The sequence below is a fragment of the Hahnella aquatica (SeqCode) genome (genome assembly GCF_965194505.1).
Lineage (GTDB): Bacteria > Pseudomonadota > Gammaproteobacteria > Burkholderiales > Burkholderiaceae_A > Hahnella > Hahnella aquatica.
Window position 1 is genome coordinate 1569116 of record NZ_OZ239144.1, and the last position, 23589, is coordinate 1592704.

Sequence of the window (23589 nt, forward strand, 5' to 3'; positions counted from 1 at the left end):
GCCGCAAGCACTAAGCCTTCTCGTCGCCGGGCTCCATGCCCTTTAACCAGTAAGCCCACGACAAAATCACCGCCACCGCCGCATAGAGGTTGGGCGGAATCTCTTGGTCGATGTCAAGCCGTGCGAGCATGGCCAGCAGCTGCGGGTCTTGGGCCACATAAACCCCATGCTTGCGGGCCTCGGCCAGAATGCGCTCGGCAATTTCTTCGGAGCCCTTGGCCACCACCACCGGTGTCTTGTTCACACCGTATTCCAGGGCCACCGCCTCGCGCTTGCTCTTGAGCATCGTGAACGCTCCCCTAAGCCTTTAAATCCAGCACGGCGCCGGGTCGGGCCTCCACGGCCACGCCCTCCTCGGGCCGGCGGCCATGCAGCACCACCATGCTCTTGAGCACCAGGCCGGCACTGGTCATCTCGTCTTCGAGTTCGCCCATCGCGGCCCGGGCCCGTTTGGCCAGGTCCTCCCGTTCGGCCCACATGGTGAGCGAGATGGTGTCGGAGACCTCGATGACCGTCTTCATCCAGACCTCGCCCAGGCTCTCGCTCGAGGTGTAGAGGTTGACCACCGCCGGAGGGTTCGGGTCTTGCGGGGTGCGGCGTGGCCGAAAGAAGGAGACCAGCACCGGGTCGGCATCCCGGAAGGGAATGATGAAACTAAAGCCCAAGTCTCGCTGGGCGGAGACCCCCAAGGCATCGGCCTGGGCGCTCTCGAGCTCATGAAGCCCAGACTCCAACTGCTCACGCAGGCCGGAGACCATCTCGGTCTGCATCTGCATGAGCACCTGGCGCATGGCCAACTTCAGGTCCCCCGGGATGGCGCCGCCCTTGCCCAAGGCCGCCTCAGTAAAGAGGCCACTGGCCCGCAAGGCCTGGCGTACACCATCGGCCGAGAGTCGGCCCATGGCCGGACGTTGCGAGAGCCACTGCCCGAGCGCGTTGATGCCCACGGTGGAGGACCCCCCCTGCGCCCGCTGGGCCAGGCCGACAAAGGCTGCCCCCGAGAGCAATGAGAGCAGCCCCGAGAAATCGGCTGGCCGCAGAAAGAGGCTGGCCACGGCGGGCGAGAGCCCGCCCGCCGGTGGTGGCGCGGCGATGGGCCCAGGCAGCCCCGCCGACCCAGCGGCCCCAGCCTGCCCGGCTGCGCCGGCCGCCCCACCGGCCACCGCACCGGGGCCCGCCTGCGGCACGAGCACCATGCCCCGGCCCATCTCGGTGTAACGCAGCCACAGCACCTCGCCCGGCCGGAACTTCAGTTGGGCGGGCAGTTCGACCTCTCGGCCGTTGAGCTTGAGCAGCAAAGACTCTGCGCGGGCCTCGACCACCCCACGCACCACTTCATTGAATTTAAGCCCGAGTTCTCGGCCGACCGCATCGGCCACAGGAATCAGGCGGCCTTCCAGGTAGATGGGCAAGGGCTTGCCACCCGCCACCCCAATGGCATCGGGGCCCGTCAGCATGTGAGGGGCCCCGTCACGAAGGCTGAATCAGCGGGGGAACCGCACCCACCCGCGATGACGCTCGAAATCTTCCGCTCCCGTGGGGGCGTTGTTGGGAAGGTTCGGCACTGCATGCATCTGGCCAACCTGGGCTGAGGCCGTGCCCATGGCGCCCGACGCGCCGCGGGCAGCCGCCGAGGCAGGCATCATCTGGCCCGTGAGCACCGCATGAAGCTCCGTGGGGCTGGGCAGCCGAAGCATCACCCCAGCAATCAGCCGATTCGGATTGCCTTTGTTGAAGGCCTGCGGGTTCATGGCGGCCACCGCCTGATGCACAGCCTTGGGGTTGTAGGGGTGTGGGCCGAGGTTGGCCGCCAAAATCTTGGCCAGGGTGTCGCCCGGTTTGGTGAGCACCATGTGCCCCTGCGGCATGGCAGATGCCTCGGGGGCCATGCCGGTGCCCGGCTGCTTGGAGGGGCCCATCAAGGTGCGCAGCGCCTGGGCGGTGTCGGGCATGGGCTGGGCCTGGGCAGCGCCTGCAGTGAGCAGGCCCACCACGGCAACCGATTGAACAACAAACACGGCAACGGACAGCGATCTCATAAACAACCCTTTCAATGTAGGCATCAGAGTGGCGAGACCACAAGCTGCTCGAGTGATGCGGGGCGAGGCCCTGCGATCACCTTCACAACAGCTCGATCTTCCACCACCGACACAACCTCTGCAAGGGCCAGGCCTGCGGCCACGCCCGACTCTAAAATTCGTTTCGGCACTTGTCCAGACCGCGTGAGCAAGAGTTGCTCACCGGCGCGCAGACCGACCCTGGCGCCGCCATTGATCACCAACTCGCCGCTGGGCTGACGCTCGATCACGGGGTACTCGGGCTTGTCGCAGGCCATGTGCTGGCGGAAATCCCGCTGCAAGCCGCCCAAAGCCGTTTTTGCAATCTCGGGCTCGGCCAATTGCAACTCGGGAACATCCAAGTAACCCTTGGGCTTGCGGGTGAGTGCGAGCCGCACCTGGCGCGCAAAGACCGACTGGCCCGAGACGCGATCCGACAAGACCACTGTGAGACCCAACAACCCCTGCTCGGCCGGGGACTGCGTGAGCCCAATGGCCATGAGCGAGTCCGAGACAAAGCCCCTTGGCTGCGGCGGCAAGGGGCCCAGGTCTTGCAACTGAACCGTCACCACATAGGGTGCCTCGTCTTGGATGCGACGCACGAGCGACTCTTCATAGCGGCTCATGGTCTGACCCGAGTAGGCCTGCGACCTGGCCACCGTGAGCGACCAGCCGGTCTCGGCGGCCAACAGGCTCACCAGCTCCTGGCCAAAGCTCTGGGAAAACTGGGCGATCTGGGCATTCGAGAGAAACGGCCCTGGCACCCCGGGCAGCACCCGAAAGAGCGCATGCCGCCGGTGATTGCCCATGTCCTCGGCACAGGCCTCGGCGCTGGGCGTGGGCAGGGCCTCGAGTTCACGGCCCATGTCCACCTGGGGGGCCAGGTAGTTGTTCACGCGAACCCCCCGAACCCCACGCACCTGCACATCGGAGGTGAACCGGGCCGCCTCTTGAAGGCTGCCATTTTCATCAATCCAGGCCACGGACCGCACGCGGGTTCGGGCCTTGGTGGCGGCTTCAATGAGTTCTGCGCGAATGGCCTCGAGCCGTGCCTCGGCCGGCAGCGGGCCCGAAGGGCCCTTGGCAGACGCGCCCGACTCCGCCAGCGCGCCCACTGAGAGAAGCAACCCTGCACCCACCAGAGCGACCCATCGAGAAGCCAACGCGATCATGATCGTCCCCAGCAGGGCAGGGTCAGAACCGGATCAGCGCGGACGCTGGGCGGCGAGCTGCTCGAGATAGAGCAGGCGCAGGTCGTTGACCACGGCACCGTCCAGGGTGAGCGTGGTCTCGTAGGTGTCGTCACCCACGGGCGTGATGCTCTCCAGGCGGGCGCCGTAGATCACACCCTCGACCCGGGCCCGGAAGCTGTCGCTCTGGATGACCATGTCGGCCACCGTGGTGCGGGCATCCAACTGCTGGCCATAGACCTGCTCGGTGAGGCCCCGGTAGGCATCGAGCTTGGAGGCCCGAATGGCCATGAGCCGTTGCTGTGCGGGCAGACGGTGGTTTTGCACGCTCACCACGGCATAGCCGGTGGAGGTGAGTGCATCGCGCTTGTCGGCCATGGGCGAGGCCATGTTCACGTTGGACTTGGCCGCGGCAGCCCGGGCGCCGGTGGAGCCGGGATATTTCTCTGCCAGGGTGGGGGCCGGGGCTGCAGCGGGTGCAGGCGGCTCGACCACGGTGGCCTTTTTCTCGACCGGCATGGCCACGCAGGCCGACAAGGCCATGGCGGCCGATGAAATGAGGATTTGAATCAGATGACGCTTCATGGTGTTGGCTTCCCTAGTATCATGCCTATGGCTTAGTTTCGACCCCAATCTCGAGGGCTTTAGCCACCACAGACTTTTGAACGCACTCAATAGCATCATCGGCAGCAGCCCGCCGACTTTAAGCCTCAAGCGACTGATCGAATCGGTGGCGCACTCAGACGCCACCGTGTTGATTATTGGGGAAAGTGGCACCGGAAAGGAACTGGTGGCCAAGTCCCTGCACGACTGTTCGCCGCGCGCCGAAAAGAACCTGGTGCCCGTCAACTGCGGGGCCATTCCCCGGGAACTCATTGAGAGCGAGCTCTTTGGCCACAAGCGCGGCTCGTTCACAGGGGCGGTGGCCGACCGGGTCGGCCGCTTCGAGCTCGCCCACGGCGGCACCCTCTTCTTGGACGAAATCGGCGACCTGGCCCTGGACATGCAGGTCAAGCTGCTGCGGGCCATCCAGGAACGGGTGGTCGAGCCCGTGGGTGGTGGCAAGCCCATCAAGGTCGATGTTCGTGTGGTGGCGGCCACCCACAGAGACCTCGAGCACGAGGTGGAGGCCGGCCGATTCCGGGAAGACCTGTATTACCGGCTCAATGTGCTGCCGCTCACCACGCCCCCCCTGCGGGAGCGCCGAGAAGACATACCCGCCCTGATGCGCCACTTCTCCAAGCTGCACGCCAGCAGAGGCCTGCCCCCCATTGAGCCCACCCCCGCCCTCATCGAGGCCCTCATGGGCTACCAATGGCCGGGCAACATTCGCGAACTCTCCAACCTGATGGCCCGCTTCAGCGCCTTGTTCGCAGGCCGCAAGGTCTGCCTGGGAGACATTCCCCGCGAGATGCTGCCCAAGGGCCTGCGCAACGCACACGGCGTACAAGACATTTCACTGCCTCGGTCGGCGCCAGCAGCAACTGCCGCACCTGCAGCCGCCCGCTCTGCCGCAGTGGCCGCAGCCGACGAACACGACGCCCTGCTGGGCATCACTGCTTCAGCCGAGACCGTGGTGGCGAGCACTGCGCGCCCACTCGTGGCCCCCGGCGATTACAACCCGGTGGAGGACCTCATCTCATTGGCACAGGGAACACCGCTGGTGGTGCTCGATGGCGTGCCCTTGAAGAAGCGGCTCACCGACATCGAGCGCGCGCTCATTGAGCAGGCCTTGGAGCAGGCCGATGGAAATGTGTCGAAGACCGCCCGGCTGCTGAGTGTTCAGCGCACCACGCTCATTGAGAAGATCAACAAGTACGACCTGAAATGCAGGCCTGAGGCGGACGCCACAGGCACCGACGCGTCCTAGGGCAAGACCGGCAGGGTTCGGACGCAGTTGAGGCCACGCCGGTGCCACATGCCCCAGGCGAAATCAGCCGTCGACGATCACTTCAATGCGACGATTACGCGATCGGCCCTGGGGCGTCGTGTTGTTGTCCACCGGCCGGGTGTCGGCATGGCCACTCACACTGATGCGGTTGGGCGCAACACCGGCCCGGGCCGAGAGGAAGTCGGCCACGGCCGATGAGCGGGCCGCGGAGAGATCCCAGTTCGACTTGAACTTGGGGTTCTCAATGACCGGCACGTTGTCTGTGTGGCCCTCGACCTTCACACTGCCCTTGCCGTCGGAGATGGTCTTGCCCACCTTCTGCAACAGGGGCAAGAAGCCGGGCTGTAGGTCGGCCTGACCCGATACGAACGAGCCCTGCTCCGCCAGGCGAATCACAATCTTGGCGCCATCGCGCATGACCTCGGCCTGACCGGCTGCAATCTCTTTGGCGAGGTCGTTCTTGATGCGCTCGAACTGGGCGTCTTTCTCGGCATCGTCCATGCCCGAGCCGGCCTTGCCAGAGGCGTTCGCCCCAGCCGGTGAGGCTTGTTTGTCTGAAGGCGCCTGACGCACCTCCACCTGCGCGGTGACCTGGGCCTGCGCCTCGGCCACCTTGGCAAAAATCTCGAGTTGTTCTTGTGGCACCACACCGGCCGTTTTCTCGCCCTTTTCACCAGCGCCGCCACCGGCACCCGGGTTCTTGGCCACAGGCGGGTTCATCTGCACCACCACCTTCTGGCCCTCGGCCTTTACCTCGACCAGGCCTTTGGCCACCTCTTGAGAAAGGGCCTTTTCGACAGCCTTGGCCGCCTTTTCCGTGGCCTCATCCGATGTCTTGGTCTCGGTCTTGAGTTCCACCTCGCGCTGGGTTTCGTCGGTGGTCTGCTGGCGCACGGAGGCCACCGGCGTGGGCTCGGCCACGGCCGGCGAGAACTGCTGGGCAATGAGGCTCGTGGCCTTGGGCGGTTCGACCGTGGGAATGAGCCGCTGCACACCAAAGGAGTTCTTCAAGGAGCCCGAGATCTGCTTGAACTTGGGCACATTCATTTCAGCAAACGAGAGAATGAGCACGAAGAAGGCCATGAGCAGCGTGGCCATGTCTGCGAAGGTGGCCATCCAGGCGGGCGCGCCGACGGGGGGGCAGTCGGGGCACTCCTCGCACTTCTTCTCTTCCGGCGCCTCCGCAGCCGGCGGTGGCGCCTCCTCCTCGGCCGGAGCCGGCGGGGGCGGTGGCGCCGCGGCAGCAGCCGCCTCTTCTGGCGGCTGGCCCTCTTCCGGCTTCTTGTTCTCGTCGTCTGCCATGGAGGTTAGCCTGCGATGGCCTCAAGCTTCTTCTGATCCTTCGGCGCCACATAGCCCGCCAGAATGGTGGGCAGCATGCGTGGGTTGCCACCTTCGGCAATGAACATGAGGGCCTCGATGATCAACGCATTGTTGGTCGAGGTTGCGGCATCCAGATTGTTCACCTTGTCCATGACTGGAATGCAGAGCATGTTGGCAATCACCGCACCGTACATGGTCGTGAGCAAGGCCACCGCGAACGCAGGGCCGATCGATTTGGGGTCTGACATGTTGCCCAGCATGATCACCAGGCCCACAAGCGTTCCGATCATGCCCATGGCCGGGCCGACTTCTTTAATCGACGCCCAGACCGTGAGTGCCGTTTTGTTTTGCGCTGCAACCTGAGCGGCCTCGATCTCGAGGGCCTTTTGAATAATCTTGGGGTCGGTGCCGTCCACCATCATGCGGATGCCCTTGGCCATGAACTTGTTGCTGATGTCCTGGCCTTCGAGCGCAATCATGCCGTCTTTCTTGGCAATCTGGCCCAGCTCCACGAGCCGCTCAATGAGTTGCACGGGGGACTCCACCTTGAACTTGATGGTCTTCATGCCCGTGCCAATCGCACCAATGAATTCAGGAATGCTCGAGCGGGCCAACACGGTAAAAGCCGTGCCAAGCACCACGATGTAGACCGATGGCATGTCAATAAACGGCCCGGGGTCTCCCATGGCCATGATCACCATGGCAAAGGCACCCGCCAAACCAATGATCGTTGCGATATCCATTGCTGTCGAACTCCTACTTTAAAGAGGCTGTCGTATAGTCTTGTAACAAATCTTCATGTCAGGAAAACGTCTTGCGTCCCGATCCTCTGACACACGATAGTGCAAAAATTGTTCCAAAAACGTGGCCGATTGTCATGTTTTTTCTGGCCCTGGCGGGCTGTGCAGACACCCGAAACACCCCGCGCTGTGATGCACACTTTAAGGCGGGGGAACTGCGCGAGTATGTGCTCGAAAACGACAATGTGGTTCGCGACAGCCGCTCGGGGCTCAAATGGTTTCGCTGCGCCGCAGGCCAGACCATTCAAGGCGGCCTCTGCCTGGGCGACCCACTTCGCCTCACCTGGGATGAGGCCCATCAATATGCGCAAGAGTTCTCCAAGGCCTCGGGCAAGACCTGGCGCTTGCCCACCTACAGCGAAATGAAGGATGCGCGCGAGACCGACTGCCAGAACCCGGCCTACAACCCCAATGCCTTCCCCAACCTGCCCCTTGAGAACTTCTGGACGTCCACCGAGCAGGTTGGCACCATTGGCCAGGCCTGCCAGGTCTTTAGCTACACCGGCCATGGTCACTGCCGGGCCTTCAAACGAGATGGATATCTCCTCATGCTGGTGACCGATCAATAACGGTAGACGGGCTGGGCCGCCTTAAGGCGTGGCCGTGCCAGTCGGTCGCTCCGCCCGGGGGAAGGCCACGGACTTCTCTTGCGTGTTTCGACGTGTGGCCGCCTCCAATGCCTCCCGATAGCGCTGGCGCTCGAGCACAATCAGGGCCTCCACCTCTTTCTTCAGGGTGTCCACATTGGCGCCCACCCGCTTGAGGTCCTGCACCTCTTTGTTCACGGCCGCAATCTTTCCGCCGGTCTCACCCAGGGCCTTGGTCTGATTGGTGACCTGCCCATTCAACGACTTCACCTGCCCACTGAGGGCATTGACGTCCTGCAGCAGCTTGGCAAGCTGGGGGTCTGGCTTGGCCGGCGCCTTGGCGGCCTCGAGCAGGGCCTTGGAGGACTCTGCCGCAGTCTTCTTGATGTCTGCATCCCGCTTGGCGGCTTCTTCCTGCATGGCCTTGAGCGCCGTGCCAAGTTCCACCACCTTGGCGGAAATCTCGGTCTGGGCCGTCATGAGGCCTTGGTTCTTGCTCGACAAGACCTTGATGCTCTCACCCACGGAATCCACAGTGCCCAGGCTGTCCTTCAGGCCAATGGCCTGCGTGCCAATTTTGACCAAGAGGGCGTCGGCCTGGTTCACGCGCTGGTTGAGCTGGATGGTCATGGCAATGAGCGCACCGGCGGAGCCCAGGAAAATAAATCCGGCCACCCCCAAGAAAATGGAGGACATCTTGGTGCCGGCCTGAGAGCCCCTGGTGAGCTTGGTGGTGGCATCGGAGAGCGACTTGTGGCTAAGCGAGGCGGAGCTGGCGGCCTTGTTGGCCACCTCGGCGGCATCCAGCACAGTGGCGATGATGGCCTGCAGCTGCTCTGCCGCCTTCTCGGCCTGGCGCCGCGCCTCAATGTGCGACTTCTCCGCCGCGCGAAAGTCGGCCTCGGCCGCGCGCAGCTCCTCAATCAACTCTTCGTTGACAGGCTCCTCGCCAATGGCCTGCTCAAGCTCGTCGGCCAGCCCCTGACGCTGGTCGGCGTCCGACTCGGCATCGGAAACGGGCTCTAGAGCTTCGGAAGTTTTTTCTTCATTGGCCATTTGCTGTCCTTTCTAGTAGAGGTTGGATCGGCAGCAATGCCGACTTCTAGAGCCATCCCCTTGCGAATTTGGTCGGTGCGGCCGCGAATGTCGGTGAGCCGGGTGTTGAGCTGCTCCACGTCTTTGAACATTTCCACGGGCTGGAAGACAGGCTTGGGCACTTTGGCCAACACCTCATAGAGGCGGTGGGTGCGCTTGGGAGCCTCCGGAATCGGCTGCAGGATGAGCCGATCTCGTGCCACCAGGGCCTGGTCGAGCGGCACGAAACGGTCGCCGGCGCCACGGGCCGGGCTGCCGCCGCCCTCCATGCGGTCTTGGATGCCGCCGGGGCCTGCACCGCCGGCCATGCGGTCTTGAATGCCATCTGGGGCTCCACCACCAGCCATGCGGTCTTGAATGCTGTCGGCCGGGCCACCGCCCGCATACCGGTCCTCAATGGCCTCGCCACCGCCGGCACCCTCCAGACGGTCTTGGATGCTGTCCCAGCCACGGCCCTCGTAACGGTCGTCGACCTTGTCGCCGGCTGCGCCAGAGGCATAACGATCCTGGGCGCCTTTGCCCTCTGGACCAACCTCGAAGCGATCTCCACCCATTTTGCGTGTGTCTTTGCTCTGTGGGGTGGCCCTTCGGCCTGCAGCCGAATTGGTGCCCTCGACAAAGGTCACCTCATGGGTGCCCTCCGAACGAATGATTTCCGATTCTTTCTTGGCCATGGGCTGCTCCTGTGGTTCAGTTCGCCAGCAAGGGGCGCAAGGCCGAGGCCGGCCGCACCCACGAGTCGGATGGAACGCCCTTTCGGGCGAGGAAGGCGCGGGCCTGATCCAGCGATGCAAAGGGGCCCGAGAGCAGCACCCAGTTGTCGCCGGGTGCACCCTGCCGTGTGAGCCGAATCACACGCGCCTTGGAGAGCGTGGGATTCTGGGCCTTGAAGCGCTCCACCTCTGCGCGGGTGCCGCGTGACGCATGCTGAACATAAAAGCCTGGCGCCAGACCACGGGGCTCGGCCGTGGCCTTGGTGTCTTTGGCATCCTTTGGAGCCTGCACAGGTGCCGGCGCTGTCACCTGGGCCACTGCGCGCGGCGCGGCAATGGGATTGCGAACCGGTGAATCCTGGGGGATGGCCTCGGGCTCGCGTGGCGTGAGACCGCTCTGCCGCTGCTGTTTGAGTTCAGGTTCGCTCAACTGCTCGGGCACAGGGCCAAGCACTCGGGCATTCGAATCGGTGCGACGACGGCTGCCCTTCTCATCGGTGACCTCCCCCGCAGCACCGGCTGCCGCGGACGCAGGTTCCGCCTTGGCCGCAGCCGCATCGGTCGCATTGGAAGGCACCGCCGCAGCGCTCGGTACAGTGTTCGCGGGCGCACTGGATTCGGGTGCGCCCTTGTCGTTGTTCTCGGTGGCGCCCTTGTCTGCCTCGGCCTCGGCAGCCGCCTCACTGGCCGCACCGCCCTCTTTCTCATCGGGTGCCTTGGCCATGAGTTCCGCATCGGACTCGGTGGGCGCTGGCATCCAGGCCTTCCAAGGCTCATGCTGCACCAAGGTGATGGCTGCCGAGGCGCCCAGGGCCACCAGGCCCAAGACCAGCACGCCTGGCATTTTCTTTTTTGGCGCAGCGGAGGCCAAGGCTTGGGCTGCCCCATTGCGAGCCATGTCATCTGAATCCAAATCCATGCGCGTTGAAGCCGCCGAGTCGGGTGGGCCTTGATGACGAACGGCCCCCAGGTGGGGCTCTCGACCGGAGGCCTGAGCGGCCGCAGCCTGGGCCATGGCCGCACCAAAACCAGAGGCCGCCTGGGCCAGGGGCTTCTTGGGGGTGGGCTCATCGCCAAGCGCCTCATCGGCCAGGGCGAGCGCGCGCAGCCCTGTGCGCAGTGCCAGCGCTGCCTCAAAACCGTGAACACCGGTGGCATCCAGGAGCGCCTGCACCTCGGGGCCCATCCCCTTGGACTGGGCGTCAGTCAGTAGCGTCTTGGCCTCATCGGACGTGGGCCGCTCCACATCCCAACGCAGCGCGACTTTTCCAAAGGCCTCGATCTTCTTGTCAGCATCCTCCCCTTGCGACTGCAGCAGCAGCACCATCCGGGTATTGGCCCCAGGGAAGTCCTTCACCAGTCGAGCCAGGAGTTGAATCTCCTTCAGGCCGGTGCCCTTGCCGTCGTAGACCAGCAGCAGGCGCTGCGGGGCCGATGAGCCATCGGGCTTGATGGCCTCGGCCACGGTGAGGTCGGCCAGGATGCGATTGAAACGGGCGAGCACCGCCTCGGTGCTGTTCGGAAAGTAGACCTCCACCGCCAGTTCTCGAGACTTCCGAAGGGCGTCAGCCAGCATGCGGCCGTAGTGGTCGAGCAGCGCATCGCAGTCGCTCACCAAGATGGCAGCACGCTTGTCATCCAAGAGGCTGCGCATCAGGTAGTCGTATCGGGTCTTGTCCGAAGGCCGCATGAAGAAGGCCGTGGTCGGAATCAACTCTTCGGGAGGGGTGGGGATGTTGGTGTCCATCGCTTAAAGGGTAACGGGCTTCCCGTCGGCGTCAAACTGCATGGCTGCGGGCACCTTCGGCGTGGGCCGTGCTGGCGAGGTTCCGTCTGGCCGGGTGGTGTTCAGACCAAAGACATAGGCAATGACCTGGGCCACGGCGAAGTACAAGTCTTGGTGAATGGGGCGGTCGAGTTCCGAGGTGAAGTACAGCGCTCGGGCCAGTGGTGGCGCGGAGAAAATCTCCACGCCGCAGCGCTTGGCCTCCTCTCGAATGCGAAAGGCCAGGTGGTCTGCGCCCATGGCCACGACCATGGGCGCCCCATCACCGGCCGGGTCATAAGACAAGGCCACGGCAAAGTGTTCCGGGTTGGTCACCACCACATCGGCGTCTTGCACCTTCTGCATCATTCGGTTGGCAGCCATCTCGCGCTGACGACGGCGGATCTGGGCCTTGACCTCAGGCCGGCCCTCGATGTCCTTCATCTCGTCTTTCACGTCTTGCTTGGTCATCTTCATGCGCTCCCAGTACTGATGCTTCTGAAAAGGCACGTCAATGAAGGCAATGAGAATGAGACTGCAGGCCACCGCCAAGAAGAGCTCTCCGAGCAGGCGTCCGGCCAGGCCCATGGCAGGCTCCATGGGCATGCTCGAGAGCTTGAGGTAATCCGGCATCTGATACGACATCATCAGAAAGAGCACGATCACCACCAAGGAGAACTTCAGAATGGCCTTGCCCAGTTCCATGAGGGCATTGAGGCCAAACATGCGCTTGATCCCTGAGATGGGGTTTAACTTGTCGGGCTTGGGCGCAGCCGCCTTCCAAGAGAAATTAAAGCCGCCAGTGGTGGTGCAGCCGATGAAGGCCGCCACCACCGTGAGCAAGAACAAGGGCAGCATCACCAGGAAGCTCTCGACGGTGAACTTGGCAAAGAGTGTGGGCAAGAGGTGCGGGGTGTCGAGTGCCCGTGGGTCGATCTGAAAGCCCTGGGCAAAAATGGCCGAGACATGCTGGTAAAACCAACTGCCCGCCATGAAAAGGGCCGCCACCGAGGCGACCACCACCACCGCAGACGGCAGTTCTTTTGACTGCGCAATCTGGCCGTCTTCGCGCGCCTTCTCCAGGCGCCTGGCAGTTGGTTCTTCGGTGCGTTCGAGGTCGGAATCTTGGTCAGCCATCGATCACTCCACGCCCAAGACGATTCGAATCTGCGCAAAGGCAGCACTCCAGAGCCACTGCATGCGGCCACCCACGGCGCCCATCAAGATATAGAGCATGGCCATGCCCGCCAGAATCATGGCGGGAAAGCCCACTGCAAAAATGTTCAGGGTGGGCGCTGCACGCACCACCACGCCCAGGCCCAGGTTCACGGCCAACAGAATGACCAGAAGCGGCAAGGCCAGCAGCACCGCGCCCAGGAACATCATCGACGACCAGCCCAGGAGCTGGCCCACGGCATTCAGGCTGAGCAGCCCCTGGCCGATGGGCAGCATCTCGAAGCTCTGAATGAGGAGTTCGAGCAGCAAAACATGGCCGCCAAGGCCCAGAAAAATGAGGCTGGCCAGAATCACCAAGAAGGAGGCGATCACCGGCACGTTTCCGAGGTTCGGATCCATCATGTTGGCCATGGACAGGCCCATGGAGCCAGCGATGGCCTGGCCTCCGGTGGCCACGGCCGCGAGCACTACCTGCAGAATAAGCCCCATGAGAATGCCGATGGTGATCTGGTTCACCAGTTCCAGCAGGCCCGCGGCCGAGGTGGGATCGATGACCGGCCAGTCGAACAAGGGATAAATAAAGAAGGTGAGCACCAACGCAAACACAATGCGAATTCGAACGGTGACCGCATCCAATGACAAGACCGGCGCCACCAACAGCAATGCCGAGATTCTGGCCATGGGCCAGAGCATGGTCAGGAACCGTTCAACAACATCGGCGGCGAGGAGGGAGAGCATGCAGGGCCAATGCTGCGTGGGCTAGAGAAAGAGCCCGGGAATGCGTTGGAATATGCCGCGGCAGAAGTCCACCATGAGGTTGATCTGCCAGGAGCCAAAGACCGCCATGGCCAGACCGATGGCCACCAGTTTCGGGATGAAGCTGAGCGTCATCTCGTTAATAGAAGTGGCCGCCTGGAAAACACCAATCAGCAGGCCCACGACCAGGGCAATGGCCAGCAGCGGCAAGGAGACCAGCATGGTGACCATGAGGGCTTCTCGGGCGAGGTCGACAACGGCGGCGGTGTCCATGGAATGGCTTTCTAAATGTGCGCGTGGTTAGGGAACGGCGGGTGTCACGAAGCTGGCGGCCAACGAGCCCACGATGAGGGTCCAGCCGTCAACCAAGACGAAGAGCATGAGCTTGAAGGGCATCGAGATCATCATGGGCGAGAGCATCATCATTCCCATGGACATGAGCACGCTGGCCACGATGAGGTCGATCACCACAAACGGGATGTAGATCAGAAAGCCGATCGTGAAGGCGCTCTTCAGTTCCGAGGTGATGAAGGCGGGCACGAGGGTGGTAAAGGGCACCGACTCCGGGCCATCGAGCACAGGAGCGCGCGAGATCTCTGCAAATGCGGCAATGTCGACCTCGCGGGTCTGGGCGAGCATGAAGGCGCGAATGGGCGCCTCTGCATTGGCGAGTGCCTGGGGGAATGAAATCTGACGATCGAAGTACGGCAGCAGTGCCGTGTCATAGACCTGCCCGAAGATGGGCGCCATGATGAAGAGCGTGAGAAACAAGGACAGGCCCACGAGCACCTGGTTGGGCGGGGTCTGTGCGGTGCCCAGCGCCTGCCGAAGGAGTGACATCACGATGATGATACGCACGAAGGAGGTCATCATGAGCAGCATCGAGGGCAGCAGTGTGAGGGCCGTGATCAGGCCGAGGAGCTCGAGGGTCAGGCTGTATTGCGAGCCCTGAATGTTCACCGCGGGCAGCCCTTGGGCTTGCGCCATGGCGGGCAGGCAGGCGGCGCCAGCCAGCAGCACCATCACGACTGGCGAGAGGTGACGGGGCTTCATTTTTTTCGGAGGAACTTGGCCAGGGCCTCGGCCGCTGGCACGACGGCCTTTGGAAGGCCTTGGGTCACGGGCGCGTTCGAGGAACCCAGCGATGACACGGGGCTCAGCGAGGGGCGGGCCTCGCCTTGGCCTGCGGGCCACTCCGCCAAGGTATTGATCTGTTGCATCGACACGCCCAGCAGCAGGTCTTTGTCCCGAACTCGAACCAGCACCACACGCTGACGCGAGCCGGTGGCCAGAGACTCGATGAGCTGAATTTGTCGGCCGCTGCCCAGCGCGCCGGGCTGAAACCGGCGCAGCAGATAGAGCACCACAGCCAGCAGCCCAATGACCAGCAGAAAACTGCTCGCCATGGAGAGCCAGTCCATGCTGTTGGCGAGCCCGTTGGTCATCGAGGGGCCTCTTAGACTTGCTTGAGCCGCTCGGCCGCCGGCACCACGCGGGTGAGGCGAATGCCGTAGCGGTCGTTGACGAGCACGATCTCACCCTGGGCCACCACGGTCTGGTTGACCAGGAGATCCAGGGGCTCACCGGCCAGGCGATCGAGTTCGACCACACTGCCCTGGGCCAGGCGGAGCAAGTCGCGAATCTTCAGGGAGGCGCGGCCCACTTCAATGGAGATGGTGACCGGAATGTTCTGCAGGACTTCAGGGTCGATCTGCCCCCCTTTGCCCGAGACATCCATGTCGGCCAAGACATCGGTTTCGTTTTGTTGGTCTGCTGGGTTTTCCATGGCTTAGTCCTGTCTGGTCTTACCGGTCACGTCGTAGGAACTGCGAATCTGAATGGCCATCTGGTTGTCCTGCACGCCGACATCCGCGTCATACGAGGCGATGTTGGCAATGCGAACCTGGGCCGCATCGGGCTTTTTGAAGTACAGCAGGTCACCCACCTTGAGGTTGCGAAGGGTGTGCAGGTTGCTGGGGATGTGGCCCAGCAGCGTCTCGAGTTCCAGTGATGCCTCGAAGGTGGCCTCACGCAAGGCCTCACGCCAATTGCGCTCGGTGCTCTCGTTGCCCTCACTGGTCTGCACCCGGCTGCGCAGGACATCGCGCATGGGCTTGAGCGAGGCATAGGGGTAGACGAGATCAATGAAGGACTCCACATCGGGGTTGTCCACCTCAAAGCGGCTGAGAATGACCAGGTCGTTCTCGTCGGCAATCTGTGCGAACTGGGGATTGATCTCGGAGGTGATCATCTCCACATCGAGTTTGAGCAACGGGCCCCAGGCATCCTTGAGGCTGCGAAAGAAAACATCGAGCACGATGCCGATCACCCGGGTCTCGGTGGGGGTGAAGAGCCGGGTGGGCGGCAGGGGCCCACGGCTGCGGCCGTTGCCCAGGCCACCGAAGAAGACATCGAGCGAGGCGAAGATCATGTTGGGCTCAATCACCACGAGCGAGTTACCCCGCAATGGATTGATCCGAATCATGTTGACCGACAGCGGCGCCTTGAGTGACTTGAGATAGTCGCCGTAGCGCACGATCTCGGCCTTCATGGGGGTGATCTTCGGTGTAGACCGCAGCACCTCGACCAGGCCCAGGCGGAAGAGCCGCAGGAACCGCTCATTGATCATCTCAATGGCGCCCACGTTGATGCCCAGGGAGCTGTCTTCGCTGGCGAGGTCGTGCTTGCGCACCCTCACCTTGTTGTTGAATCCAGTCTCCGCGGGAATCGAACCATCGGCCAGCCCCTCTTGAAGGGCTGCGAGTTCTTCTTCGCTGAGCAGGCTGGGATTGGCGGCCATGTTGTGTGCCCCTGGTTACTGAACGACGAACTCGGTGAAGAGCACCTGCTCAATGCCGCCGAAGTCCTCGTATTTCTCGAGCACGGCGTTCATGGCCAGGCGGATCTTCTCGGCGAGTTCAATCCGGAAGGTGGGTTTGTCGATCTCGGCCTCGGTCACCTGACGCATGACATCCAGCGCGGCATTGCGAAGGGCGAAGTCGTGCTTCTCCATGTTCTGGAGCACCTTGTCGTCGTAGTGGGTCATGATGGCCACCGTGACCTGCATGACCTTGCGCGAGCCCGTCACGTTTGCCAGGAGTGGTCGGCCCATTTCTTTGTAGCGCGACTCAAACTTCTTCACGTCGGCCGCGTTCTTGGTGACCTTGTCCGGACCCACGGGGGCTTCTTTGGTGTTGGGAAGGGGCTTGCCATCGGGGCCGAGTTTGGGAGCGCCGTCGCCCTCGCCTTCAGCAGCCTTGGCCTCTTCGGCAGCCTTCTCGGCCTCGGCCTTCTTCAGGAGTTCTTCCACGGAGTTGGGGTCGGGCTGGCTAAAGAAGCCAGTCACGGCCAGGGTACCCACCACGGTGACTGCGAGCAGCACCAGAAGACCCACGATCAGTAGGATCAATTTCAGGGGCGATTTCTTCTTGCCGCCTTCTTGTTGCTCTTGTTCGTCCGCCATCTTCGTTTCCTTCTTGGTTAATCCATCACTGCGTCCTCACACCAGGACATCCAAACGACCATCTGAGGACGTCGGCCGAGAAGTCAACCCCTCGACCACTGCCACAGGCTGGGCATCACCTGATTGGACTGCTGACTGCGCGTTGCGATTCCGATTGTGACCCGTCTGATCGCCATTTTTTTGACGGGATGAGTCACCCACCGTCAGTGAAGCAACGTCTGTGCCAGCGCGCTCCAGTGTCTCACGCAGCCTGGGCAGGGCCTCTTGCAGGAGGTCTCGGGTGACCAGTTGACTCGCCCGGAAGGAGGCCTCCAGCTCGCCGCCCTTCCACTGCAGTTCAATTTGGATCTCACCGAGAGCCCGTGGGTGAACATCCATGTTCACCTTCCAGTTTCCTTGGGCGATCTGCTGCACCAGGCGCTGGTTCATCAGTTCACCAAAACGCTGGGCCAGCTGTTGGTTGCCTTGGCGGCCCTGGCCGCCATCGCCCGTGCTCGAACCCAGGGCACCGCCACCCAGTCGGGATGAGCCGCCCGCGGCCAGATCGCCTGCGATCCGATCCACATCGGCATCCGGCCCATCCAGGGGCAGGCTCGCGCCCAGGTCGGCCGCCTGGAGGCTCGCCAGCCGGTCAGCCGCCGTGGGCATGGGTGCGGCCGCCTCGGCCATTTTTTCAAAGACCACCGAGCGCAGCACCAGGGGGTCGAGCCGAATGCCCTCGCCCGCCATCGACTGCTCTGCCCGCTGAGACCAGACCGCCGCGGCCTGGGGGTCCAGCACTGGAACACGAATGCGGTGGGCCACAAAGGCGCCCAGGTCGGTGTTGGCCTCTGCGCCGTCGGCTCCTTCGGCAACTGTTGCAACCCCATTGGCATCGACCCCAGCGCCCGAGAGTGCCGCACGCATGGCAGCCTCGAGGCCAGTCGCAGTTGCAACCGCCGGTGTTGAGGGCGTTGTGGGCGCCCACAAACCGGGGTTCGGAGACGCGCTCGGCGCACCACCTGGGCCGCCCGCCAGCAGCCCAAGCGCCGCCCACTCGGCCTGCGCGCCCGGAATGCCCGCGAGGCCTGGCTGATCGTCGCCCTCGGCACCACCGGCCCCCAGGAGCAAGGCGGCCACCGCCGTCTCCGGAAGCCCCGCCGCCTTGGCGAAGTCCAGTAAGTCGGCATCGGTGGGGGGGTCACCCGCCACCAGCAGGGTGCCGGCGCGTCCCAAGGGAATTTCTCGCAAGGCCCCCCGGGCCGCCAATGCCTTGGTGCGCTGGGACTTGAGGTCTGTGCCAGCGTCCTCGTCGTCATTCCCCGCACCCTGGGATTTTTGAGGCGGGCGCTCACCATCATCTTGTTTGCGACGCACATCGGCAATCTCCGACCGCTCCCGCTGATCGTCCAGAGCCGCCCGTTGCTGCTGGTGCACGGCTGAAAAGGTGTCTCGAAAGTCGGGCCCATCCCTGGGGGTGGTCGGCCGGGAATCGACACGGGACGTGCTCGCAGACTCCACGGGATCGGGCAATACAGGTGCTTGAAAGAGGGTGTCCAGGGATGCATTCATGGTGGGCGTCGCGGTCAAGGGTTTCCGGTGTCTCCTAATAAGCAAGCTTCGGGCCGTTGCCACCTGGCCGATGGCACCCCATCCCAGCCGACGACCCCGGACTTGGCCCCGCCGCGTGGCACAACGGTTGCTTATAGAGGTCGGGGAGACCCAGAACGATTTTTGGCAACCGATTGATTTACTTGAGAAAAGCATAGAGACCCGCGAATGGCAAGCCTGAGTTTGTCGAGCTTACGACAGAGCGCAATGAAGTTTGAGTTCAGTGGACTGGGGATTCCGGCCCTGGTGCTGCTCATCATGGCCATGCTGGTGCTGCCCCTGCCGCCACTGCTGCTGGACTTGCTCTTCACCTTCAACATTCTGGTCGGCCTGATCATCATCATGGTGGCCATCGGGGTGCAGCGGCCGCTCGACTTCTCCTCCTTTCCAGCTGTCATTTTGCTGACCACCATGCTGCGCCTGGCCCTGAATGTGGCCTCGACCCGGGTGGTCTTGGTCGAAGGCCACACCGGCCCCGATGCCGCGGGCAAGGTCATTCAGGCCTTTGGCGAATTCGTGATCGCCGGCAATTACCTGGTTGGTATCGTGGTCTTCGGCATCTTGGTCCTCATCAACTTCGCGGTGATCACCAAGGGCGCGGGACGCGTCTCTGAGGTCACCGCCCGATTCACCCTGGATGCCATGCCTGGCAAACAGATGGCGATTGATGCTGACCTGAACGCCGGCGTGATCGACCAAGAGACTGCCAAGAAGCGCCGCGAAGAGATCTCCCAAGAGGCGGACTTCTTTGGCTCCATGGACGGTGCGTCCAAATTCGTGAAAGGCGACGCCGTCGCCGGCCTGATCATTCTGTTTGTGAACATTCTGGGCGGCATGGTGGTGGGACTGGCCCAGCACGACCTCAGCTTCAAGGAGGCCGGAGAGACCTATGTGCTGCTGACCATCGGCGATGGCCTGGTGGCACAGATTCCCGCCCTCTTCTTGTCGCTCGCCACCGCCATCGTGGTGACCCGCGTCACAACCTCCGAGAACATGACCGAGCAGGCCAAGAGCCAGCTCTCGAATCCGTCGGCCCTCTTCATTGCAGGCGGCATTCTCGGCGCGCTGGGCATGGTGCCCGGCATGCCCAGCATGATGTTCCTGACGCTCGCGGCTGCATCCACAGGCGTGGGCTTCATGGTCATGCGCAGCAAGGCCATGCCGCCAGCCCCCACCGCCGAAGAGGCCGCGGCCCAGGCGGCGGCCGATGCACCCAAAGAACTCGACTGGGACGATGTCGACACCGTGGATGTGATTGGCCTGGAGATCGGCTACGGCCTGATTCCCTTGGTGAATGCCGAAACCGGCGGCCAGCTCATGAACCGCGTCAAAGGTGTGCGCAAGAAACTCTCAGCCGAGCTGGGCTACCTGGTGCAACCGGTTCGCATTCGGGATTCCCTCACGCTCGACCCCGACCACTATCGGATCGTGATCAATGGCGTGGCCCGCGGCAAGGGCGAGGTGAAGGTGGGCCGTGAGCTCGCCATCAGCCCCGGCCAGGTCTACGGAACGCTCGAAGGCATTCCCACCAAAGACCCAGCCTTCGGCCTGGATGCCGTCTGGATCGACCCGGCCCAGCGCGACCATGCCCGAACCCTGGGCTATACGGTGGTCGATGCCGCCACGGCCATGGCCACCCACCTGAACAAGGTGCTGCGTGAAGGGGCGGCTGAACTGCTCAGCCACGACGAAACCCAACAGCTGCTCGACAAGCTTGCCAGCCGCTTCCCGAAACTGGTCGAGGAACTCGTGCCAGCCAAGCTCTCGCTGGGCGTGGTGACCCGGGTGCTGCAGAACCTGCTCGATGAGGGCGTGTCCATTCGCGACATGCGCACGATTGTGGAGGCGCTCTCGGAGTCCTGCAGCAAGACCCAAGACCCGCTCGAACTCACGACCCTGGTTCGGCCCAAGCTTGGCCGCATGATTGTGCAGGCCTTGCTCGACAGCCAAGACACGCTGGCCGTCATGACCCTCGACCCATCGCTCGAGCAGGTGCTTCACAACACCATTCAGCAGCACCGTGGCGACCCCGCCAACATCATTCTGGAACCCGGCCTGGCCGAGGGCCTCTTTCGTGCCCTTCGCGAGAGCACCAAGAAGGTGGAGGACGGTGGCAACAACGCCGTGCTCGTGGTCTCCCCCGTGCTGCGGCCCTGGCTCTCAAAGGCGGCCAAGCACCGCGCCGATGGCCTGGCCGTCATCTCTTATAGCGAAATTCCAGATGACCAGTCCGTCAAGGTCATCGAAACCGTTGAAATCACATCCAGACAAGAAGGGTGAACACCATGGAACTCCGACGCATCCTGGCCAGAGACTTACGAGCCGCCACAGAAAAGGCGGTGGCCCTCTATGGCAAAGAGGCACTGGTGATCTCGCATGAGCAGGTCAATGGACAGACCGAGGTCATCGTGGCCGTGGACCTGGAGGCCGATCCCATCGCCATGCGCCTGGCCGACCGCGAGACGACCGCACCCGCGACCGTCGATGCCGCCCGCACTCTTGCAGCCCGAGTCGAGCCCAGCTTTGCACCCATCAATTTTGGCGAGGCCCTGCAGCGCGAACTACAAGAGATCGACATGGCCATGCCCGATGAGCGGGCCGAGCCCGAGCTGAGGGCCGAGATCGACGCCACGCCCCTGCGCCTGGCCCAAGAACCCGAGGCCAACCGCGGCCGTGACCAGATTCGAGCCCGGGAGATCGTGGACCTGGTTCGTCAAGAGATGGCCATTCTGCGGCGCGACCTCCGCCTGAGCCAGTCGGTGGGAGGCTTTGGTGCCCCCATGCTCGGTGGACTGGCCGCCCAGTTCGACCAGGCCCTGCAGGCCGATCACGCACCCATTGGGCTGCGCATGCTCATCACCGACCACATTCAGTCCGCCAACAACAGCCAAATGGCGCTCTCCCAAATTGAAGAGCTGCTCAAGGGCAGCATGGGGTCGGCCGTGCATGAGGGTCCCCTGGCGGGCATTCATGTGGTGATGGGCCCCTCGGGCGCTGGCAAGACCAGCACCGTGACCAAACTCGCCGCCGAGGCCGCCCAAGGCCTGGGCACCGACCAAGTGGCCGTGCTGAGCTGGTGCGACACACGCCTGGGCGCCTGGGCACAGATTCAAATGGGCTGCGCCAAGCTGGGGGTGGACTGCTTCCGCGCCCAAGAGACCAGCCTCTTGCTGCCGCTGCTGGAGGAACTGCGCGGCCGCGCCTGCGTGATCATCGACACCCCGGGCATTGAGATGGCACGCCACCGGGCTCGTCTCGAGGAACTCATCCCCGAGGCCATTTTCCATCTGGCCCTGCCGCTCGATGCGGCCAGCCACCAGGTCGAAGGCCTGCTCAAAAAACATGCATGGTCGAGCCTCATGGTGACCAAGGTCGACGAGGCCGTGCACGGCTGGGGGCTCATTGCCGCCCTGTGCCACCGGCCCATGGCGCTCTACCCCTTCACCGGTGGCCAGGCCGATGGCACGGGCCGCCAGGCCTTTGGCACCGGGGCCTTGGCCCGCATGGCCGTCGACCACCTCGCCAAGGAGTTGGCCCATCAGGCCAAACAGACGGAGAACGATAGAATGGGAGAGGCCACTGCCCAGCTGGCCCAGGCGGCGCAGACCGTCTTGCAGGCCGGGCGAGCCTCTCTTTAATTGAATACCACCCATATGAGCACCCAAAAGAGACCAGACGTCATCGGCGTGGCCAGCGGCAAAGGGGGCGTCGGCAAGACGACCATCGCCGTGAACCTGGCCACCGCCATGGCCGCCGAAGGCCGCAAGGTGGTGCTCTTCGATGCCGACATGGGCCTGGCCAATGCGCAGATTGCACTGGGTCAGAAGGCTGCCTTTCACTTTGGGCACGTGCTCACGGGCGAGAAAACCCTGCACGAGGTCATGGTCAGCACGCCCCATGGCGTGCGCCTGATTCCTGGCGGCTCTGGCATCTCGGAGCTTGCAAGCCTGGATGCCGTGGCATCGGGCGCCATCGTGCAAGCCTTCAGCCAGCTCGAAGATGAGATCGATGCCCTGATTGTGGATGCGGCCGCGGGCATCTCCTCGCAGGTCATCACCTTCATGCGCGCGGTCGGCCGACGGCTCATTGTGGTGAAGGATGAGCCCTCCTCCATTGCCGATGCCTACGGCATCATCAAGGTGCTCGCCCAAGAAGGCGTGACCGACGAGATCTACCTGCTGCCCAACATGGTCGAAGACCAGGCCGCCGGCGCCCTGCTCCATGCCCGCATCAACGATGTGGCCAGCCGCTTCCTGGGGCTGCAGCTGGGTTACCTGGGTAGCATCGAGAACGACGAACTCATTCTGGCGGGCCTGCGCAAGAGCAAGCCCATCCTCGCCCACGCCCCGGGCAGCCTGGGCGCGCGCAACTTCAAAGACCTTTCCACCAGCATTCGTGGCCTGCCCCCCGTGCAGGGCATCGAAGGCGGCCTCTCTTTCTTCGTGGAGCGCCAGCTCTGAAAACGACCAATCCCTACGCCAGCCCGGCCGACGAGGTCGAGGCCCTGGTCTTGGGCCACCTCGACCTGGTCAAGCGCATAGCGCTCCACCTGCGGGTGCGGCTCATGTCGGTCATGGACCTCCAAGAGCTCATTCAGGTGGGCGTGATTGGCCTTCTGGAAGCAGCCAAGTCGTACGACCCCACCAAGGGGGTGCCTTTTGAACACTTTGCCCACAGCCGGGTGCGCGGGGCCATCATCGATGAGGTGCGGCGCATGTCCACCCTGCCGCGCTCGGCCGTGGCCATCCACAAGCAGCACAACGAAGAATCTCGGCAGCTCTCGGCCACCCTGGGCCGGGAACCCTCACAGGCCGAACTGGCCGCATCCCTGGGCCAGGACGTTGACGACTTCCAGACCGACCGGCGCAAGGCCGCCCAATTCCAGACGGTCTACCTGGAAGATGTGGCCGAGCAGGCCTTCAGCATCCCCGATGAGCAGGCTCGCCGGCCCGACGTCCAGGCCGAGGAATCCCAGTTTGTGGAGGCCCTGGTGGCTGCCATCGAGCAGCTTCCAGAACGGGACCGGCTGGTCATGTCCCTTTACTACGAGGAAGAGCTCAACTTAAAGGAAATCGGCTCTATACTCGACGTCTCGGAATCGCGGGTGAGCCAGATTTTGTCGGCCAACGTGAAAAAACTCCGAGCCATATTGGGGGTCGACGCCTAAGCCGCTGCGGCCCCTT

The 23589-nt window shown here is 63.4% G+C and carries 25 protein-coding genes; 6 read left to right on the plus strand and 19 right to left on the minus strand.

Features of this window, described 5'->3' with window-relative positions:
• Positions 1-10 precede the first annotated feature (10 nt).
• The 5 genes from AC8GDA_RS08130 to AC8GDA_RS08150 are packed head-to-tail and all read right to left on the minus strand — an operon-like array spanning position 11 to position 3832.
• The gene (locus AC8GDA_RS08130; RefSeq protein WP_506556029.1) at positions 11-286 is read right to left on the minus strand and encodes an EscU/YscU/HrcU family type III secretion system export apparatus switch protein; all 276 of its coding nucleotides are present in this window, start codon (positions 284-286) and stop codon (positions 11-13) included.
• Positions 287-299: 13 nt separating this feature from the next.
• On the minus strand, positions 300-1457 hold the full coding sequence (gene fliK / locus AC8GDA_RS08135) for a flagellar hook-length control protein FliK (protein ID WP_506556030.1): 1158 nt from the start codon (positions 1455-1457) through the stop codon (positions 300-302).
• A 27-nt stretch (positions 1458-1484) separates the two neighbouring features.
• The gene (locus AC8GDA_RS08140; RefSeq protein WP_506556031.1) at positions 1485-2039 is read right to left on the minus strand and encodes a LysM peptidoglycan-binding domain-containing protein; all 555 of its coding nucleotides are present in this window, start codon (positions 2037-2039) and stop codon (positions 1485-1487) included.
• Positions 2040-2062: 23 nt separating this feature from the next.
• Positions 2063-3229, minus strand: coding sequence for a hypothetical protein (locus AC8GDA_RS08145; RefSeq protein WP_506556032.1), 1167 nt, complete (start codon positions 3227-3229; stop codon positions 2063-2065).
• Positions 3230-3262: 33 nt separating this feature from the next.
• Entirely contained in the window at positions 3263-3832 is a 570-nt protein-coding gene (locus AC8GDA_RS08150; protein WP_506556033.1) for an LPP20 family lipoprotein, read from the minus strand.
• Positions 3833-3908: 76 nt separating this feature from the next.
• Here AC8GDA_RS08150 and AC8GDA_RS08155 point away from each other — a divergent pair, with 76 nt between their 5' ends.
• Positions 3909-5117 (plus strand): sigma-54 interaction domain-containing protein, encoded by a 1209-nt coding sequence (locus AC8GDA_RS08155; RefSeq protein WP_506556034.1) that lies wholly within the window; start codon positions 3909-3911, stop codon positions 5115-5117.
• A gap of 63 nt (positions 5118-5180) precedes the next feature.
• Here AC8GDA_RS08155 and AC8GDA_RS08160 read toward each other — a convergent pair whose 3' ends face one another.
• Together AC8GDA_RS08160 and AC8GDA_RS08165 are read right to left on the minus strand one after the other, a co-directional pair.
• The gene (locus AC8GDA_RS08160) at positions 5181-6440 is read right to left on the minus strand and encodes a flagellar motor protein MotB (RefSeq protein ID WP_506556035.1); all 1260 of its coding nucleotides are present in this window, start codon (positions 6438-6440) and stop codon (positions 5181-5183) included.
• Positions 6441-6445: 5 nt separating this feature from the next.
• The gene (locus tag AC8GDA_RS08165; protein WP_506556036.1) at positions 6446-7204 is read right to left on the minus strand and encodes a MotA/TolQ/ExbB proton channel family protein; all 759 of its coding nucleotides are present in this window, start codon (positions 7202-7204) and stop codon (positions 6446-6448) included.
• Positions 7205-7338: 134 nt separating this feature from the next.
• On the opposite strand from AC8GDA_RS08165, the gene AC8GDA_RS08170 reads away from it, so the two are divergent.
• The gene (locus tag AC8GDA_RS08170) at positions 7339-7830 is read left to right on the plus strand and encodes an Lcl C-terminal domain-containing protein (protein WP_506556037.1); all 492 of its coding nucleotides are present in this window, start codon (positions 7339-7341) and stop codon (positions 7828-7830) included.
• 21 nt (positions 7831-7851) lie between these two features.
• Here AC8GDA_RS08170 and AC8GDA_RS08175 read toward each other — a convergent pair whose 3' ends face one another.
• From AC8GDA_RS08175 to AC8GDA_RS08230, 12 genes are read right to left on the minus strand one after another with little or no spacing between them, the layout of a single operon-like run.
• Complete coding sequence (locus AC8GDA_RS08175) at positions 7852-8904, minus strand: hypothetical protein (RefSeq protein WP_506556038.1); 1053 nt, start codon at positions 8902-8904, stop codon at positions 7852-7854.
• The gene (locus tag AC8GDA_RS08180; RefSeq protein ID WP_506556039.1) at positions 8871-9617 is read right to left on the minus strand and encodes a hypothetical protein; all 747 of its coding nucleotides are present in this window, start codon (positions 9615-9617) and stop codon (positions 8871-8873) included. Before AC8GDA_RS08180 ends, AC8GDA_RS08175 begins: the two co-directional genes overlap by 34 nt.
• A 16-nt stretch (positions 9618-9633) precedes the next feature.
• A complete protein-coding gene (locus AC8GDA_RS08185; protein ID WP_506556040.1) occupies positions 9634-11403 on the minus strand; it encodes a hypothetical protein in 1770 nt (589 codons plus the stop codon).
• A gap of 3 nt (positions 11404-11406) precedes the next feature.
• A complete protein-coding gene (flhB, locus tag AC8GDA_RS08190) occupies positions 11407-12558 on the minus strand; it encodes a flagellar biosynthesis protein FlhB (protein WP_506556041.1) in 1152 nt (383 codons plus the stop codon).
• Between the two features lie 3 nt (positions 12559-12561).
• Positions 12562-13335: a flagellar biosynthetic protein FliR gene (fliR, locus tag AC8GDA_RS08195; protein ID WP_506556042.1), complete on the minus strand. Its 774-nt coding sequence runs from the start codon at positions 13333-13335 to the stop codon at positions 12562-12564.
• A gap of 21 nt (positions 13336-13356) precedes the next feature.
• Entirely contained in the window at positions 13357-13626 is a 270-nt protein-coding gene (gene fliQ, locus AC8GDA_RS08200) for a flagellar biosynthesis protein FliQ (protein WP_506556043.1), read from the minus strand.
• A gap of 27 nt (positions 13627-13653) precedes the next feature.
• Positions 13654-14406, minus strand: coding sequence for a flagellar type III secretion system pore protein FliP (fliP, locus tag AC8GDA_RS08205; protein ID WP_506556044.1), 753 nt, complete (start codon positions 14404-14406; stop codon positions 13654-13656).
• Complete coding sequence (fliO, locus tag AC8GDA_RS08210) at positions 14403-14798, minus strand: flagellar biosynthetic protein FliO (protein ID WP_506556045.1); 396 nt, start codon at positions 14796-14798, stop codon at positions 14403-14405. Before fliO ends, fliP begins: the two co-directional genes overlap by 4 nt.
• Positions 14799-14809: 11 nt before the next feature.
• Entirely contained in the window at positions 14810-15139 is a 330-nt protein-coding gene (gene fliN / locus AC8GDA_RS08215) for a flagellar motor switch protein FliN (protein WP_506556046.1), read from the minus strand.
• A gap of 3 nt (positions 15140-15142) precedes the next feature.
• Positions 15143-16153, minus strand: coding sequence for a flagellar motor switch protein FliM (fliM, locus tag AC8GDA_RS08220; protein ID WP_506556047.1), 1011 nt, complete (start codon positions 16151-16153; stop codon positions 15143-15145).
• 15 nt (positions 16154-16168) lie between these two features.
• Positions 16169-16816, minus strand: coding sequence for a flagellar basal body-associated FliL family protein (locus AC8GDA_RS08225; protein WP_506556048.1), 648 nt, complete (start codon positions 16814-16816; stop codon positions 16169-16171).
• 36 nt (positions 16817-16852) lie between these two features.
• Positions 16853-18385 carry a flagellar hook-length control protein FliK gene (locus AC8GDA_RS08230; protein ID WP_506556049.1) on the minus strand — a complete coding sequence of 511 codons (1533 nt, stop codon included), beginning with the start codon at positions 18383-18385 and terminating at the stop codon, positions 16853-16855.
• A gap of 189 nt (positions 18386-18574) precedes the next feature.
• Between AC8GDA_RS08230 and flhA the strand changes: the two genes are divergently transcribed.
• Genes flhA through AC8GDA_RS08250 form a run of 4 tightly spaced genes read left to right on the plus strand, consistent with a single transcriptional unit; the run spans position 18575 to position 23573 of the window.
• Positions 18575-20686, plus strand: a complete 2112-nt coding sequence (flhA, locus tag AC8GDA_RS08235) for a flagellar biosynthesis protein FlhA (protein WP_506556050.1) — start codon at positions 18575-18577, stop codon at positions 20684-20686.
• A gap of 5 nt (positions 20687-20691) precedes the next feature.
• Positions 20692-22044, plus strand: a complete 1353-nt coding sequence (locus AC8GDA_RS08240; RefSeq protein ID WP_506556051.1) for a hypothetical protein — start codon at positions 20692-20694, stop codon at positions 22042-22044.
• A 15-nt stretch (positions 22045-22059) separates the two neighbouring features.
• Complete coding sequence (locus tag AC8GDA_RS08245) at positions 22060-22866, plus strand: MinD/ParA family protein (RefSeq protein ID WP_506556052.1); 807 nt, start codon at positions 22060-22062, stop codon at positions 22864-22866.
• Between the two features lie 50 nt (positions 22867-22916).
• Positions 22917-23573 carry a FliA/WhiG family RNA polymerase sigma factor gene (locus AC8GDA_RS08250; RefSeq protein WP_506556053.1) on the plus strand — a complete coding sequence of 219 codons (657 nt, stop codon included), beginning with the start codon at positions 22917-22919 and terminating at the stop codon, positions 23571-23573.
• The last annotated feature ends 16 nt before the right edge of the window (positions 23574-23589 follow it).